This window comes from Lysinibacillus sp. DFXJR4, assembly GCF_057196045.1.
In genome coordinates this window covers 204,218-220,985 of sequence record NZ_JBXUNW010000004.1, presented here as the reverse complement: position 1 = coordinate 220,985, position 16,768 = coordinate 204,218, and the positions used below count along the sequence as shown (strand labels likewise).

Annotated in this window: 14 protein-coding genes; 6 read left to right on the top strand and 8 right to left on the bottom strand. The window is 37.9% G+C overall.

Translation table 11 applies throughout. From position 1 onward, the window contains the following. Positions 1-18: 18 nt before the first annotated feature. Positions 19-1,260 (bottom strand): hypothetical protein, encoded by a 1,242-nt coding sequence (locus AC2CGN_RS12410; protein WP_484514105.1) that lies wholly within the window; start codon positions 1,258-1,260, stop codon positions 19-21. Positions 1,261-1,339: 79 nt separating this feature from the next. On the opposite strand from AC2CGN_RS12410, the gene AC2CGN_RS12405 reads away from it, so the two are divergent. After that, the gene (locus AC2CGN_RS12405) at positions 1,340-2,452 is read left to right on the top strand and encodes a mandelate racemase/muconate lactonizing enzyme family protein (protein WP_429980113.1); all 1,113 of its coding nucleotides are present in this window, start codon (positions 1,340-1,342) and stop codon (positions 2,450-2,452) included. An 11-nt stretch (positions 2,453-2,463) separates the two neighbouring features. Continuing rightward, positions 2,464-3,144: a GNAT family N-acetyltransferase gene (locus tag AC2CGN_RS12400; RefSeq protein ID WP_484514103.1), complete on the top strand. Its 681-nt coding sequence runs from the start codon at positions 2,464-2,466 to the stop codon at positions 3,142-3,144. A 61-nt stretch (positions 3,145-3,205) separates the two neighbouring features. On the opposite strand, the gene AC2CGN_RS12395 is transcribed toward AC2CGN_RS12400, so the two are convergent. After that, the gene (locus tag AC2CGN_RS12395; protein ID WP_484514101.1) at positions 3,206-3,916 is read right to left on the bottom strand and encodes a Fe-S oxidoreductase; all 711 of its coding nucleotides are present in this window, start codon (positions 3,914-3,916) and stop codon (positions 3,206-3,208) included. A gap of 542 nt (positions 3,917-4,458) precedes the next feature. Between AC2CGN_RS12395 and AC2CGN_RS12390 the strand changes: the two genes are divergently transcribed. Next, positions 4,459-5,778 (top strand): hypothetical protein, encoded by a 1,320-nt coding sequence (locus AC2CGN_RS12390; RefSeq protein ID WP_429986623.1) that lies wholly within the window; start codon positions 4,459-4,461, stop codon positions 5,776-5,778. Between the two features lie 157 nt (positions 5,779-5,935). Here the strand turns inward: AC2CGN_RS12390 and AC2CGN_RS12385 are convergent, their stop codons facing one another. Continuing rightward, entirely contained in the window at positions 5,936-6,913 is a 978-nt protein-coding gene (locus tag AC2CGN_RS12385) for a DMT family transporter (RefSeq protein ID WP_286926552.1), read from the bottom strand. A gap of 315 nt (positions 6,914-7,228) precedes the next feature. Next, positions 7,229-8,458 carry a peptidase T gene (gene pepT, locus AC2CGN_RS12380; protein WP_429986624.1) on the bottom strand — a complete coding sequence of 410 codons (1,230 nt, stop codon included), beginning with the start codon at positions 8,456-8,458 and terminating at the stop codon, positions 7,229-7,231. A 70-nt stretch (positions 8,459-8,528) separates the two neighbouring features. Between pepT and AC2CGN_RS12375 the strand changes: the two genes are divergently transcribed. Continuing rightward, positions 8,529-8,825: a hypothetical protein gene (locus tag AC2CGN_RS12375; protein ID WP_484514098.1), complete on the top strand. Its 297-nt coding sequence runs from the start codon at positions 8,529-8,531 to the stop codon at positions 8,823-8,825. A 126-nt stretch (positions 8,826-8,951) separates the two neighbouring features. Here AC2CGN_RS12375 and AC2CGN_RS12370 read toward each other — a convergent pair whose 3' ends face one another. Further along, positions 8,952-9,596 (bottom strand): lysoplasmalogenase, encoded by a 645-nt coding sequence (locus tag AC2CGN_RS12370; RefSeq protein WP_484514096.1) that lies wholly within the window; start codon positions 9,594-9,596, stop codon positions 8,952-8,954. Positions 9,597-9,771: 175 nt separating this feature from the next. On the opposite strand from AC2CGN_RS12370, the gene AC2CGN_RS12365 reads away from it, so the two are divergent. Next, entirely contained in the window at positions 9,772-11,451 is a 1,680-nt protein-coding gene (locus AC2CGN_RS12365; RefSeq protein WP_484514095.1) for a hypothetical protein, read from the top strand. Positions 11,452-11,505: 54 nt separating this feature from the next. On the opposite strand, the gene AC2CGN_RS12360 is transcribed toward AC2CGN_RS12365, so the two are convergent. After that, positions 11,506-11,931, bottom strand: a complete 426-nt coding sequence (locus tag AC2CGN_RS12360; RefSeq protein ID WP_484514093.1) for a hypothetical protein — start codon at positions 11,929-11,931, stop codon at positions 11,506-11,508. 214 nt (positions 11,932-12,145) lie between these two features. Beyond that, positions 12,146-12,877 carry a class II chromate reductase ChrR gene (gene chrR / locus AC2CGN_RS12355; protein WP_484514091.1) on the bottom strand — a complete coding sequence of 244 codons (732 nt, stop codon included), beginning with the start codon at positions 12,875-12,877 and terminating at the stop codon, positions 12,146-12,148. A 282-nt stretch (positions 12,878-13,159) separates the two neighbouring features. Here chrR and scpC point away from each other — a divergent pair, with 282 nt between their 5' ends. Next, the gene (gene scpC, locus AC2CGN_RS12350) at positions 13,160-14,680 is read left to right on the top strand and encodes a succinyl-CoA:acetate CoA-transferase ScpC (protein ID WP_484514089.1); all 1,521 of its coding nucleotides are present in this window, start codon (positions 13,160-13,162) and stop codon (positions 14,678-14,680) included. A 556-nt stretch (positions 14,681-15,236) separates the two neighbouring features. Here scpC and AC2CGN_RS12345 read toward each other — a convergent pair. Further along, entirely contained in the window at positions 15,237-16,718 is a 1,482-nt protein-coding gene (locus AC2CGN_RS12345) for a DASS family sodium-coupled anion symporter (RefSeq protein ID WP_283870580.1), read from the bottom strand. Between the last annotated feature and the right edge of the window lie 50 nt (positions 16,719-16,768).

The following is a 16,768-nucleotide window of genomic DNA, read 5'->3' as shown; positions in this document are numbered from 1 at the left end:
AAGTATCTGCGAGAATTTTTAATAAATAGCAAAGTTCAATTCATAGATTGTGCGTGGGCGACCTTGCTGATGGGTCATTTCTTCTCCTACAACTTTAGCATAGCCATTGTCTACTAATTTTTTTATGATACGCTCTGTTGTACGTCTTGTCACTTGAAGGTATTCTGAAAGATTGTAAGCAGTAAATTGAGCTGATTGTCGCTCTCGACTAAAGTCGATGATTTTAGAAATATTTAAAGGACTTAGGCTTGTTAGCTTTGCCATTTTTAAAACGTCAGGATCATCCGTTTTTAAAGCAAGCTTTATTTCCGATTTTGGGAACGGACCTAACAAATTTTTATGTTCATCTAGTATAAATATTTCACATGGTTTAGCAAAAGTTAAGGCGTTATTTGCATTTTGGCTCGCCTCAAGGATGGAGTGACCAAAACCAAAAGCAAGCTTAAATGGTATTTCAATTTGTTGCATTAAACTTTGCAAATTTTCTTTTGCTAGAGTATTTTGCAAATATCCTGCTGTTGTATAAAGTTCAAAAGAATTTGCCGTAATTTGTTTATAGGTTGAATGTGTAGCTGTAGTGATTTTTGATAAAATATAGGTGTCAAATGAATGGTTCTCTGGAATTTCTAATATCCCTACAACGGCTTTCACAGATTCAGATTTAGTTAAAAGTGATTGAGACCTTGTTTCTTCCAAGTGTTGAACAATAGAGTTTGTTGCGTCTATCATACGCATAGCAGGTATTTGATGTTTTTGTAATTCATCAAAAACACTATGAATACTTGTAATAACAAAATCAATGCTTTGGGCATTCCATAAAGCAATATGATGCTGAAGTATTTCTTGAGTAGGCCTCGTAACAGCGATTTGCTGAATAAAGGGTCTTGGACCAGAATACTCAATATCTTTTAAAACATTTTCAACAAAAATTGGATTCATCACATCGATAGAAATTCTACTTAAAGATATTGCATGATTGGCCATTACTGATAGCAATGTTGTAGAAATAGCAGTCTCGTCTTGTTTTATATAATTCCAAGGGATTGGTATTTCCGATAAAGACGATTGAACATGTAGATAAGGCAATGTTCCGCCAAGCAATAGCGCATCACATGGTCTAATTTGCTTTAGTAAAATTGGTGCCTCTTCAGGATGGCTGTAAGGATAAAATTCTAATTGAATATTCTTAATGTTTTGTGCGATACTAGTAATACGTTTCATAAATGCTTTAGAGCAAATAACTGCTATTTTAGTAGACATAGGTAACATTCCTTCTCTTTATTTTTCAACAATTAGCGACATATTAACGACAACTAAATTATATAGGAGATTGATAAAAATGAAAATCCAACAAGTAGAAATTTTTGCAATTCATTTACCATTAATTGAACCATTCGTAATTAGCTATGCTACATATGACTCAATGCCTTCTATTATTTTAAAGGTTACGACAGATACCGGTATTATAGGCTTTGGCGAAGCTGTGCCAGATGAGCATGTAACAGGGGAAACATGGGAAAGCACATATGCTGTTTTAAAAAATCAGCTAGTTCCTGCGATTATTGGAGCGAATCCACTTGAATTTGAAAAAATCCACGATAAAATGAATAAAATTGTCAAGGATGTACCTGCCGCAAAAGCAGCCATTGATATAGCTTGTTTTGATATTGCTGGGAAAGCACTGCAGGTTCCAGTGTATCAGCTGTTAGGGGGACGTTATCATGAGAAATTCCCAATCACACATGTGTTGAGCATTGGAACGCCAGAAGCAATGGCAGATGAGGCAGCAGATCGAGTAGAAATGGGCTATCGCTCATTTAAAATGAAGGTAGGAACAGAAGTTGTACGTGATGTTGCCCGTATTAAAGCGGTGCGTGAACGGGTAGGAGATGACATTGCCATTCGAGTAGATGTTAATCAAGGATGGGGGAATGCGTCCACTACATTACAAGGTTTACGTGCAATGAAGGACTTAAATATAGATTGGTTAGAGCAGCCAGTAGATAGTGAGGATATTGACGGAATGGTTGAGATTAAGTCAAAATCCGATGTTACACTAATGATTGATGAAGGACTTCGTGGCGTACGTGAGATGCGTGAAATTATTGCTAAGCGAGCAGCAGACAAGGTAAATATAAAACTAATGAAATGTGGTGGCATTTATCCTGCTATGAAGCTAGCTGTGATGGCTGAAATGGCAGGCATTGAGTGTCAGGTTGGTTCAATGGTAGAATCATCTGTTGGCTCAGCAGCAGGCTTCCATGTGGCATTCTCTAAAAAAATAATGACAAGTGTAGAATTAACAGGTCCATTAAAGTTCTCTAAGGATGTTGGAAACCTACATTATGATGTTCCGTTCATCTGTTTAAATGAGAAATCTGGTTTAGGTATAGATGTAGATGAAGAGATTCTTAAAGAATTATGTAAATTTTCAACGGTTGTAACGGTCTAAGGAGATACATTATGGAAAAAATCTATGAAGGAATGCTTGGAGAAACACCGTTTTATGTAACAACTCTAGATCTTCAGCATTTACAAGAAATTGAGAATTTACAAGTTGAGGTTTATGAATCGTTAGTGGACCAAAGTATTTTACAGCCACTTACTTCTGAAGAATTTGAATATATTTTAAAAGGCAATGGCATGATGATAGGTGCTTATGTTGGGCAGGAGCTAATAGCCTTCCGTGCACTCTTAAATCCTCCTGTAGATAATGAGCATCTTGGCTATGATTGTGGGATTACGGAGGATGCATTCAATCGTGTTTTATATCAAGAAATTTCGAATGTTTCTCCTAAATACCGCGGCTTTGGCTTACAAAAAATATTAGCTAATATTATTATGAGTCAGATTGATTTAGCGAAATATGATTACATTTGCTCTACTGTTAAGCCCTATAATATTCCTAGCTTAAAGGATAAATTCGCGCAAGGTTTAGTGGTGAAAGGGTTAAAGATTAAGTACGTTGATAAATTACGCTATATATTCTTTAAAGATTTACGACAGGAGCTACCAATTTTTAAAGAAATGAAAACAATATCGATGGATGATACGGTAGGTCAGCAGCAGCTTTTAAAACAGGGTTATACTGGTACTTCCATGTATGAAGACCAAAATGATTGGCTCGTTGTTTATGAAAAGTAAATAAAATATAAGCCCTGTTCTTCACAGTTTGCGAAGAGCAGGGCCTTTTTGCAAAGGTTTGTTATTTTTTTATTGGGCAAAAGCCACAAGCCATTAAACCAGGTATGTCTTTGGAAAAACAACACGATTTTCGGACAGGGACATTTACTAAATTTGATGGGCTTTGACCGCCTGTATATTGTGCCCACCATGACTTGTTTGAGAAACGTGCCCAAGTTTTAGGATCCTCTAATATTTCAATATCATCCATCGCTTGGTCTGCTAAGCAAGGATTCGATAACAACATATGATAATGCCACAGTAGATAACCAAAGAAATTTTCCCAAATTGTCAAGGGCGAAACAGATGTCACTTTACGAAGCTGTTGCACAATAACATGCCCATCATATAAGATCTTCTCGATAACTGACTGACGTTCATCTTCATCCACGTAACGCCAATCATTTGGGTTGACAAACATTGCGACTGTATAGCTGTTAAATTCCTTTGCTGCATCAAAGCGAAGCTCAATTGGCTTTCCATCCCACACCTCGTCATAGGCAGCTAGCATGTAAAACTGCATTGCGAAAAACATTCCATAGCGGCGTCCAAAATGGGAGATAGCTGCCGCTTCTGTGGCTGCGTCCGTAATACCCATCATCAGATTTAAAAAATCAGGATGGTAAAAGTCCTTATGTATATCGGCTAATGTAAATAATGTTCGTTTCGGCTCTGTCGTATAAATGCTGTAGGAATTTAATTGTCGAACTTGATCCATCGTTAATGCTGGCATTGTTATCACCTATTCTTTCAATCGTCTGCTATTTCAATTATAAATTATTCAATTTTGCTTCACAAATGGAAAGCAATATAGTAAAATACATTAAACATATCCGAAAGGTAGGTTTTCGGTGTCGCAGCTACAGGTATGGTAGGCATTGCTTCTTCAACAGCATAATCAGCTTTTGTGTAGGAGGCTTTTTGCATTATCGTTCGTTGAAGAAGGCATTATAAAAAAATTAATAAATAATTTTCGGATTACTGTTGACATTTTAATTGATAATGATTATCATTATCGTATAAAGATTATTCCTCCTCTACAATACAGTGTAGAGAGGATGAACTTTAGCTACTTTTCTCCAGAAGTTTGCTAGTTCATAATAACGCTCCTAAAACCCCCCTCATTTTTTGGGAACGTAAAATCTCAGAGCAACTTATGCCTTTATGGATAAGTTGCTCTTTTTTTCGATTGTCTTTAAATAGGGGAAATAAGTAACAGAATGGATATGGTATGATAAAAATGGGAACTTAATTAGAAATAATGGAGGGAAATGAATGAAGAAATATATGATTACTTTGCTCATCGTGTTAGCCTTTGTTACAAACCCATCATCATCTAAAGCAGCGGAAGCACAGTGGGATGGGGCACAAGTTGTAAAGGGGCAAACAGGAAAAATGACCTTTACAAAAGATGTGAAAGTATATAAGAAGAATGCAAATGGAACATATAGCTCAATGACAGTCAAGCGCAATAACTATTTCCGAGTGTATGATATCGAAAAGTATGACAACAAAACATTTTATTGGATGAGTTCGGGTTACCGTGTCCAAGCGACGGATTTAGTTGTTTTTAAGAAAGTACCTCTGAACGTACGCGCTTCGCTTTATGATAATCCCGGTTATATCAACATCAATGGTCAAGCCTCAAACTTAAACTATGGAACACATTATTTAAAAGGATTTGAATATGGGTCCCCTAGCTATGATATTGTTATTGGTGAAAATCTATATTACGATTATACGTACCCATCTGAGGGAAATATTAGAGGGGGCTATATTGATGCCACAGATATTCGCATTGCCGAAACAATAAAAAGAGATGAAGGCCTCTATAAGCTAACAGCTGATACACGGCACTTAAGAGGTCCAATGGCTGGAAGAAATGCGGGAGGAAAATATTCAAAAGGAACTGTTTTTCAATCGTTAGGAATTGAAATAAATGGATATATTAGAATGCAAGAGCTAGGGACATGGGGAGAAGATTTTATTTTTACATATATTCCTGTAACATTACTCCAACCTGTGCAAGCTCAAGAGAAACGCTATATTCGATATGGTGTAGTTGGTAAAGGTAAAAAGTCAAAAGAGCTAAAGCGTTTTGATGAAGTAATGTTATTGACTGAAAAAAATATGACAGCTTGGATTGAGATAGATGGGGAAACATATTATGTACCAAAAAAAGTCCTAGCTACCATAAAACCGAACGAATCACCGGTTATTACAACATCTTTCTTACCAAATGATACGCTTCAACAACTAGTGTATACGAATGGTGTATACAAGAAAACGGCTAATAATCGTTTTGAAGCGCAGAGCAACAATCAGTTCATTGACTATCTTGAAACAGAACAAACCTTTAGTTATGAAAAGGATGGTATCAAATATATTTTTGATAAGCCAGTTACAGAAGGCTCAAAAGTGACTAGAATAGAGAACGGAATGAAAAATGAAGGGTTTGTTCGTGCCATTCATTACACATTCACAGAATCATCAGGAACATTTAACAATGTGGTGGAAACGTCCTATGGTGAATTTTTTGCACCAGGCTATGGTTATATTAAGGGATATAGCAGCGAACTAAGGTCCTATGAATAACAATTCCTTTACTTTGCTTGAAGAGTGAAAGGAAAAACAGGTGAGGAAAAAGAATTGTTTTTCCTCACCTGTTTAATTTTAGGGCTTTTATTGCCTTCAACAAAAGATAAAATACATGGCTATAGGGATTGAAATTTTTCAACAGTATGAATGTACATCACAGAGTAGAGCTGTTATGAGAGGTAGATTGTTGATTAGCACCTTTTTTCCCTAGCACCATTGTATAGTAGCTGTGTAAAAGCATACCCACAATAATGACACCTAGACCTGCTAAAGCAATTGGGTCCGGGAAGGTAATGCCGAGTAATAATACTTCACCAATAATAACGAAAAGAATTTCAGTCGATTGTGTTGCTTCAACTGCTGCAAGTTTACCTTGATGGTCTCGTACTCGGTCGGTCGCAATGAAGAATAAGATTGTGGCAATAACGCCTGAGCTGATACCGACAAGCAAAGATTGCAGCATTTGATTTATTGAAGGTAGCCCAACTGTTGCCAGGGCATAGATAGCCATAATAATCCATGCTGGCATAGAAGCTATTGTCATACCGAGAACTCGCTGAAATGTATCAATACGACCTCCACATATTTCCATCATTTTGCGATTGCCAAGAGGGTAAGCAAACGATGCGACTACAACAGGCAGGATGCCAAGCATTAGGCTTTTCATTGGAACAGATTGTGCCTGCGGTATTTGAATAAGCAAAATGCCAGCTAAAATAACACATGAAATCAGTAATGAGATAAGTGGTATTTTTTGACGCACTGTTTTTCCCGCTACGATCGAAACAAAGAGGGGAGCAAGTAATACACCAGCAACGATTGTAAACTGCCATGTTCCAGAAACCAGCCATCCTGGACCAAAGGCTGCTGCGAATGTAAGAGGTGCATAAAATAATACGAAACCAACAAAGCTCCATAGTAGCCATGCGATAGGCTGTGCTTTCATTTCGCCAGATAATTGGGGAAAGCCCCTTCTGTAGAAGACAATTACGAGTAAAAACGGAAGCATAAAGAAATAACGAAGAGATGCGCTCCATAACCAGCTACCACCCTGCATCTCCATTGCATGATTTAAGATAAATGTAACAGCAAAAAATAGGGAAGCCAAAATACCTAATGCAATTTCTTTCAAAGAAGTCACCTCAATTTGAGTTAATAATTCGTAAGTGAAATGTTAATATGTAATTCGAAAATTCAGTTATTTATCTTCGCACAGCAGCAGACTCCCATCTCTCCGGGTGGTGAGATGAATAAGGTTTTGGTTCCTTGTCAGTGGATGTCGAAGATAAAGCCTCCGGCGGATGTCACGGATTTCCAAAGGAATGAATAAAAGGATGTTTGCCTAAAACCTTCGCATCCTGCGAAAATGGCTAACTGACCTGCCTCGGTGCTGCTGAAAAAATTACGAAGAAAGGACCAAGCCCCTCTTCGTAATTAAAATTATATATTATTTTCCTTGCTGTTCAAATAGCTGAACAATTTCAATAATAACCTGTGTCGCCTTTTCCATTGTTTCAGCAGATACATATTCATATTTACCGTGCATATTTTCGCCACCAGCAAAAATATTTGGTGTTGGTAAGCCCATATAAGATAGCTGTGAGCCATCAGTACCACCACGGATCGGTAAAGTAATCGGTGTAATATCTAATTCTTCCATTGCTGTACGTGCTATGTCAACAATTTCTTTTACAGGTTCAATTTTTTCACCCATATTATAGTATTGATCTTCAATAGTAATGTTTAATGCATCCTCGCCAAATTGAGCTTTAATTTTGGCTGCTGCGTCAAGCATAAGCTGCTTCTTGTCCTCAAACTTTTGACGATCGTGGTCACGTACAATATAGGAAAGCTCTGTATGCTCGATAGCTCCTTTAAAGCCCATTAAGTGAATAAAGCCCTCATAGCCATCTGTTTTTTCTGGTACTGCATCAGCAGGCATTTCATTTTGGAAGGCGATAGCCATTGTGATAGCATTGACCATTTTGTTTTTTGCAGAACCAGGGTGTACACTAGTACCTTTTGTCACAATCTTTACACCTGCAGCATTAAAGCTCTCATATTGTAACTCGCCAAGTGGTCCGCCATCCATCGTATAAGCATAATCGGCTCCAAAAGCAGCTACATCAAATTTATGTGGACCACGGCCAATTTCTTCATCGGGCGTAAAGGCTACACGTAATTTACCATGCTTAATAGAAGGGTTGTTTTTAAGGTATTCCATTGCCGTCATAATTTCTGCAATACCAGCTTTATCATCTGCGCCTAATAATGTAGTACCATCTGTTGTGATTAATGTCTGCCCTACATAATTTTTAAGCTCTGGAAAATCTGTTGGAGACATTACTAAATTTTCATTTAACTGAATATTTCCGCCGTCATAATTATCAATACGCTGTGGATTGACATTTGTACCCGTATAATCAGTAGCTGTATCGACATGTGCTAAGAAGCCGATAGTCGGTACTTCTTTATCTGTATTTGCCTCTAAAGTAGCAAATAAATAACCATTTTCATCTAATGTAATATCCGTTAAGCCTATTGTAGCTAGTTCGTCTTTAAGAACGTGCAATAAATCATATTGCTTTTGTGTAGAAGGAGTTGTTTCGCTTGTAAAGTCGGATTGTGTATCAATTTTTGCATAACGAATTAATCGCTCGATTACTTGTTCTTTCATAAAGTATGGCCTCCTAATGTGTATGTTTAATTTCTATAAGCGGGTGTCCAAAGTCTAAGAACGTCACGCCTTGTGGCAATTTATCTGTGCGAAAGCGAAGCGACAGCAACACGGTTTTACCTGTGCGAAAGCGAAGCGACAGCAACATGGTTTTACCTGTGCGAAAGCGAAGCGACAGCAACACGGTTTTATCTGTGCGAAAGCGAAGCGACAGCAACACGGTTTTCTCTGTGCGAAAGCGAAGCGACAGCAACATGGTTTTATCTGTGCGAAAGCGAAGCGACAGCAACATGGTTTTATCTGTGCGAAAGCGAAGCGACAGCAACAACAACAACAACACTCGACTGAGAGACCAACATCAAGTTAGCCCAAAGCCCCCAGCAGATTTCACGGGATCGGACGCTTCGTTAGCACTGCGCTTTCGCACAAAAAACATCTGCGGGCCTAAGCACAAAGCGATTCAGGACGCAATTATGCCGAGGCATAATTGATTTTATTGTAACACTTTACTTCGGATTTCGGAATATTGAAGGATGCTTAAAGCTATAAGTAATTGAGCACTGTAATAGGTCAGCATAATTATCTCATGTGAAAAGGATAGGGGCATTACAAATTTATTAATAGCTAAATAGGAATCCGATGCGATAAATAACAGCGCCCCGATTATCGCAAAAGTGGAACCTGTGCGAATGGCAGTCCAACCCATCAATAAGATTATGGATATATATGCGATTACTGCAATACCTAGGACAATATCCCCGGAGGAAAGCACCGTTCCAGCAATCCACACAGCCATACTTGCCCCATAAACAAGTAAAATTACTTTTGCCCATGCTGGTACTTGGCGTTCATTAGTAGACGAAAAGGCAAAGATATAAAAAATATGACCGACTAAGAAACTTGTTAGTCCAATGAGAAACCACTGTAATGTGTAATCACCCACCATACAAAAAGCAAGACCAACAACAATTAGTAGCTGGTACTTTTTAGAGCCTTTTTGAGAAGCAGCTAAAATAATAATTAATAGCATAGGGATAACTTTAAAGATTAGCTTTAGATTATCTTCTATATGGGAGTAGAAAAAAATATAATAAAAACCAATCACAGCGATGACAGGAATTAAAAATTTTTTAAACAACTATTTCATCTCCTTTTCATTGAAATTCTTTATCTATGTTAAAATTTCCTTTATAAAGTCCTCTTTTTTAATAAAAATCATTAATTAAGAAGGCACGTTCCTCAGGCAATGTATGAAACTTTTTACGAATGCAGCCGTAAATAAGTAGATAGTTAGCTAAGAAAGGGTGAATAAAATGACCAAGCTATTAATAGCTTCAGCAGTCATTGCACTAATTGCGAGTATTTTATTAACACCGCTTATTACGAAGAAGCGAGAAGATGGAAAATCAAAAAAAGTAATTGGTTACTTTTTTATAGGTGTCTTTGTACTAGGATTTCTAGCTACTGGCATCACAGTATATGTCACAAAGTTGGATGTAAACTGGCTTGCATTTTGGCCAGCTATTATTCTATTAACATTAGGTGGGGCATTCCTTGCAAGTGGTATTGAAAGAAAGATAAAAGGTGTATTATTTTTAGCTAGTTTAGGGGTCGCTATATATGTATTATCAGCTCCTTTATGGAATGCTAACGACAAATTTACATCAGCAGAAATGAAGGAAGAGGTAGAGATAAAGCCGTTTGATGAAACACAAACACCAGCTAGTGTACCTCCAAAATTTGCACGTAATAAAATGAAGAAAGCATTTGGTCAAGTACCGAATACGAGCTATTATGAATTAGGGCGCTTACAAATTCAAAAAGTAAATGGTGAGTATGTGTATATTGCTCCAGTTGAATTTTCTGGCTTTTTTAAATGGATGAATGGTGGCTCTACTCCAGGTTATTTTATGATGAGTGCCACAGATTCAGCAGATAATCCAAAATTTGTAGAGCAAGCAATGAAGTATGTGCCTTCAGCTTACTTAAATTCAAATTTAGAGCGTCATATTCGTCTCCAGCATCCACTCCTTATTTTCTATGGAGATGTACAACTTGAAGTAGATGATGATGGTAAGCCTTATTACATTCGTTCCTATGGCGAATTTGTTTCAGCACGTAATGGCTTTGATGTAAAAGGGATTGTATTGGTGGATGCGTTAACAGGAAAATCCGAAGTAGTAAAGTTAGAGGATGTTCCAGAATTTATTGATGGGGCTGTTTCACCTGAGACCGTGAGTTTACAAAACAGCTACTTTGGAAATTATGTTCATGGATTTTGGAACAGTAAGTTTGGTAAAAAGGATGTAAAGCTTCCTTCAGATGAAGGAACAGAATCAAATGTTAGCCCGGTTTTCGATGAAAAAGGTGATATGTATTATTTCACAGACTTTACGAGTCCTAAAGAGGGCGTCGATTCAATGCTTGGTTATTCTTTAACAAATGCTAGAACAGGTCAAGCAACTTACTATACTGGAAATTTAGATTCATCTTATATGGATTCACAAGGGAATTTACAAATTATCGAGAAAAAATTTATCGAGAAAAAATGGTCTGGTGAAATGCCTGTATTATATAACTTTTACGGGGAAGCTAGCTGGTTAACTGCAGTGCTTGATTCAAATGGTTTTTTACAAAACTATTTCATTGTCTCTGCAGCAAATCCTGAAATTTCAGTTTATGCAACAACTCCAAAAGAGGCACTAAAACTATATAAAACAGCACTAAGCCGTGGAGGAAATACGGTAGATGGCAGTTCAAATGCAACTGAAAAAAATGCTAGTGGGAAAGTATTACGTGTATATAAAGAGCGTTTAGGTGACTTTACCATTGTCTCGTTTTTATTAAGTAATGGGGAGAATTATTTAGTGAGTGCGGAGACGGAACCACTTTCAATTTATTTACAAGAAGGTGATGAAGTCATTCTTACTTATGGTGATACAGGGGAGCAGTTCCTACCTGTCCGAACGCTTATTATTAAAGGTCTACAATAAAAATATACTCAAAAAGGACGATCTAGTTGCAAATATACTGCGAGATCGTCTTTTTTATGTTGGTTGGGATTGAATATAGTAAAGCATCTTTTCCTGATGATTCATAAAAAGTGTTTTTGCATGCTCATTTAAGTCGAAAATTTCCTGAATATATTCATGAAGGTGCTTTTGTTCATATTCAAAAGAACGCGGATTTTCATTTTCTAATACATATGATAATAAAAGTGTATGTAATACTAATACTTCTAAGTTTTGTGTATTGGTAATAAATTTTAAATTGAGAATAGTGGTATGGGAAATAAATTCATTAACATAATCAATAGCATTCTGATGAACAGCCATATCTATATGAGGTTCGAGCCTCTTTCTTAATAACGTACATTTATTGTTTAAGTCTTGAATTTTTAAAAATAAACCTCTAACACTTCGTTTATGCTGTTGTTCTAAGGTACGAGCAAGGTGTTTATTGACATGGGACATTAGAAAAAAGCTCCTTTCCACGTAAAGTCATCCTCTATTAATATGAATGGAAATGTTGGAAAAGGAAAGAGTCTTTTCGTTTAATTTGTACCTTAATTTAACATAATAAGAGAGACAAAAATACTAATTGCAACATGATGAGGTATTTTACATTTAAAAAAGTGGAGTTAATATCATACGATAGTAACCCCACCAATGTAATCTAGATTAAATGCTATTTCCAATTAAAACCTTTTTTAGCTAAGAACTTATTAATATGTGGACGACGTTGTTCAATTAAAAAATCAGCCATTTGCTTTGTCCAGTTGTCAATTTTTCTATTGGAAGAACGGCTATTATAATAAGCTTCTAGTGTTTCGTTATAAATTGGTAAAAGCTCCTCATATTGTTGTACATTGTATTCATTTTCATGTAGGATAGCAGCGACTGGTAATCGAGGCTTTACTTCATTACGGCGAGCCGGAACCCCAATTGTTAAGCCGAAAAGTGGGAAAACATAATCAGGTAAATTCAATAACTCACTTATTTCTGCTGGTTTGTTACGAACACCACCAATATAGCAAATACCGTATCCCATTGATTCTGCGGCAATGACAAAATTTTGAGCAAATAATGATACATCTGCAACCCCAACAAGCACGTTTTCGGCTGTATCTGCTACAATTTCCACACCCTCTAGTTTACCAGCCATTTGTAGACGTTTAAAATCCACACAAAAGACAAATGCAGCGCCAGAGGTTTCATATTGACGAGGGTTACCGGAGAGCAGGCCGAGCTGTTCCTTTTTCTCCTCATCTGTTACCCAAATAACGCTATAAGCTTGTACAAAATGAGATGTAGCAGCCATTTGCGCAGTAGTAATTAACTCCTCTATGATATCCTTCGAAATTGGATTACCGTCATAAATACGAACTGAAGAGTGGTTGCGTAATAAATCTTTAACCATTTAATATTCTCCTTTTCCCCTTATATATATGAAAAGCATATCACGCTTTTTCTTCAAAATCGAATGTCTTGGGCGTTTAAATTATTTTTGGATAATTTTTAAATGCATAAAATTTCTCGAAAAATGAAATATTTTCTTTGGTATAGATTAAAAATTCTAAATAGTATAATATTATTTATGCGACGGTTTATTTGGTTAAACTTCTAATGTTTAGAAATGGCAACGGAATATCTACCAAGTAATCTAGTTGAACAAAAGTAAAGTGGGATGGAGGAATAAGCAATGGAAGAAAAGTTAGCGAAAAAGCTTCGTAATGAACAGCTGCGAAGCAAGGTTGTCACAGCAGAAGAAGCAGCATCTTGGATTAAGGATGGTATGGTACTTGGGATGAGTGGTTTTACACGTGCTGGTGATGTTAAAGTTGTGCCACTTGCACTTGTTGAAAAAGCTAAAAAAGAGAGCTTTCAGGTAGATGTATATACAGGTGCATCATTAGGCCCAGAAGTTGACCAATACTTAGCTGAAGCTGGCGTTATTCGTAAACGTGGCCCTTTTCAGGCGGACGCGGGAATTCGTAATAAAATCAACAGCGGTGAAATTATGTTTGTCGATGCGCATCTTTCACATAATGCAGAATTGGTACGTCAGGGCATTATAGGTCCTATTGATTTTGCGATTATTGAAGCGGCTGCTATTACAGAAGATGGCTTACTAATTCCTACAACTTCAGTTGGTAATTCTCCGATTTTTGTACAAGAGGCCGATCAAGTAATTATCGAGTTGAATGTGGCTCAGCTAGATGCATTAGAGGGAGTACATGATATTTTTGTTCCAGGACCACAAGGAAAACGTGATCCAATTCTATTGCAAAAGGCTTCAGATAGACTTGGCACAATTGGTATTCCACTAGATTTAGAGAAGGTAAAGGGTATTGTAGTTTCAGACATTTTAGATGCGCCATCAACAATAGTTCCAGCTGATGAAGAAACAGATATTATGGCCAAGCATTTATTAAACTTCCTTCGTGATGAAATTAAAGTAGGCCGTTTAACGACGAGTTTACGTCCAATCCAGTCAGGAGTAGGCTCCGTGGCAAATGCTGTATTATTGGGCTTCAAAGACTCTGAGTTTGAAAATTTAGAGGTCTATTCGGAGGTGCTACAGGATGCTGTATTCGAATTAATGGATGCCGGAAAAGTAAGCTTTGCATCTGCTACTTCTATTACCCTGTCAGAGGAAGTTGGAAACCGAGTTTACGGTAATTTTGATAAATATGCTGACAAACTAGTATTACGCCCACAGGAAATTTCCAATCAGCCAGAAATTATTCGCCGACTCGGGCTAATTTCAGTGAATACAGCGCTGGAAGTTGATATTTACGGGAATGTGAATTCAACCCATGTTTCAGGCACAAAAATGATGAATGGTATCGGGGGTTCTGGTGATTTTGCACGTAATGCACGATTAGGTATTTTTGTTACAAAATCTTATGCAAAAGGTGGAAATATCTCAAGTATCGTTCCGATGGTATCACATGTGGATCATACAGAGCATGATGTTGATGTAATCGTGACAGAGCAGGGGGTTGCTGATTTACGTGGACTGGCACCAAAAGAGCGGGTCGCACTAATTATTGATAACTGTGCACATCCTGAATACCGTGATCAATTATGGAAGTATTTTAATGATGCTAATGAAGCAACAGGTGGACACCATACTCCCCACGATCTAGAGAAAGCGCTTTCATGGCATGTGAATTATGCAAAATGTGGTACTATGAAGGAAGCAGCATTATCAAAATAATAGAATAGATTTATAAAAGCCTTGTAGGACAGTTAATGATTCCTTCAAGGCTTTTGTGTTAATTATGGTACCCAAAAGAACTGTATGGGTTGACCCAGAGAACTGATCAAGTCGCTTAGAGAATGGCTCAGGTACCTCAAAAAATTTCTCGGGTCCCTCGAAGAACAGCTCAGGTGCCTCCAGAATTGCTCGGGTCCCCCAGAGAACTGCTCGGTTGCCCTCCAGAACTGCTCGGTTGCCCTCCAGAACTGCTCGGTTGCCCTCCAGAACTGCTCGGTTGCCCTCCAGAACTGCTCGGGTGCCCTCCAGAACTGCTCGGGTGCCCTCCAGAATTGCTCGGGTCCCCCAGAGAACTCCTCAGGTGCCCTTCAGAATTGCTCGGGTCCCCCAGAGAACTTGCTCAGGCGCCCCCCAGAATTGCTCGGGTCCCTCAAAGAACAGCTCGGGTCCCTCAAAGAACAGCTCGGGTCCCTCGAAGAACAGCTCGGGTCCCTCAAAGAACCGCTCACCTGTCTTATCCAGATACCTATTAAAATACTTAGGGGGCCCTATCTATTTACAATAATCCAATCCATTTCCAATAAGTTGCAGAGAATAGAAGTACTAGGATGAAACCAATAATGGTTAATGGAATACCAGATTTCAAGAAATCCTTTGTTGTAAACGCTCCTGTACCATAAGCAAGCATATTTTGCGGTGCGCTAATTGGTAAAAGGAAGCCAAAGCTAATCACAAATTGCTGTACGATAACGAAACCAACTTGGTCAACGTTAGCCGTTAATGTGGAGGCCAAAACGATAAACACAGGTACAAGCGCTGATGCTAAGCTTGTCGCACTGGCAAAACCTAAGTGAATAAGAATATTAAATAGTGTAACCAATGCAATTGTTGCTAGAATCGGCATAGTATCTAGACCAAGTGAACCAAACACTTTGTCAGATAACCATGATGCACCTTTCGTATTCAATAATACTGTGCCTAGCATAATACCTACCGCAAAAACGATAATGGTTCCCCAAGGAATATGAGGCTCCACTTCCTTCCATGTATAAACACCGATTTTCGGCATTAATAGAATAGCGATAGCAATAATTGTGACTGTTGTTGTGTCGAATGGGTGTAGCTTGCCTTCAGTTGCCCAGAAAAATAATAAAATCATTGACGTGATGATTAAACGGATTTCAGGCGCTTTTAATGGGCCTAGTTCTGCAAGCTGCTTTTTGATTACCTCTTTACCGCCTTCTATGTTACTAGTCTCAGGCTTAATCAGAGAAATCATAATGAAAAATAAAGCTATAGACATGATAATCGAAAAGGGGGCAGCGTAGAGTAACCAGGCACCCCATGAAATATCCACATTAAATTGTTCTTGAATAAAATTTAAAGCGACCATATTTTGAGCAGCTGCTGTCTTAATCCCAATATTCCAAATGGAGACGGCCTGTACGGAGGTAATGACAAGTAACGCAGCAAGTCGGCTATCACGCGGCAAACCAAATGCAGCAACCATTCCAAGTAGTATTGGAACTACTGCGCCAGCACGTGCTGTAGCAGAAGGAACAAAAAATGCGAGTGCTATAGATACTAAAATGGCACCAAAAACAATTGCTTTTGTTTTAGTCCCTACAAGTGAAAGTATCCATAGGGCGAGTCGTTTATGTAAGTTGGTGATTTGCATTGCTGCTGCTAAAAATAGAGCTGCGGCTACCAGGGCGACTGCAGAATTACTAAACCCGCTTAATGCTAATTTTAGAGCACCTGCTGTTCCTAATTCTGCTGTTGGATCGTCTATTGACGGAGCCAGTCCTAGTAAAACGGTTACCAGTGCAATAATCATGGCAGAGCTGACGGGATATGAAACTGCCTCTGTTACCCAAAGGATGACTGCGAAAGCTAAGATCGCTAAGGCTCGTTGACCCGCAACAGGTAAATCGCCGTTATTAGGTAAAAAAATAATGATGATTAATGAAGCAAAGGCTAAAGCAATCCAAAGTGGCTTTAAATTACGTTTTTCGCCTGCTTGTTGAAGTGTAGACATATTTTCTCATCCTTTCTACGATAAATATGACGATTATTGTCTATAACATC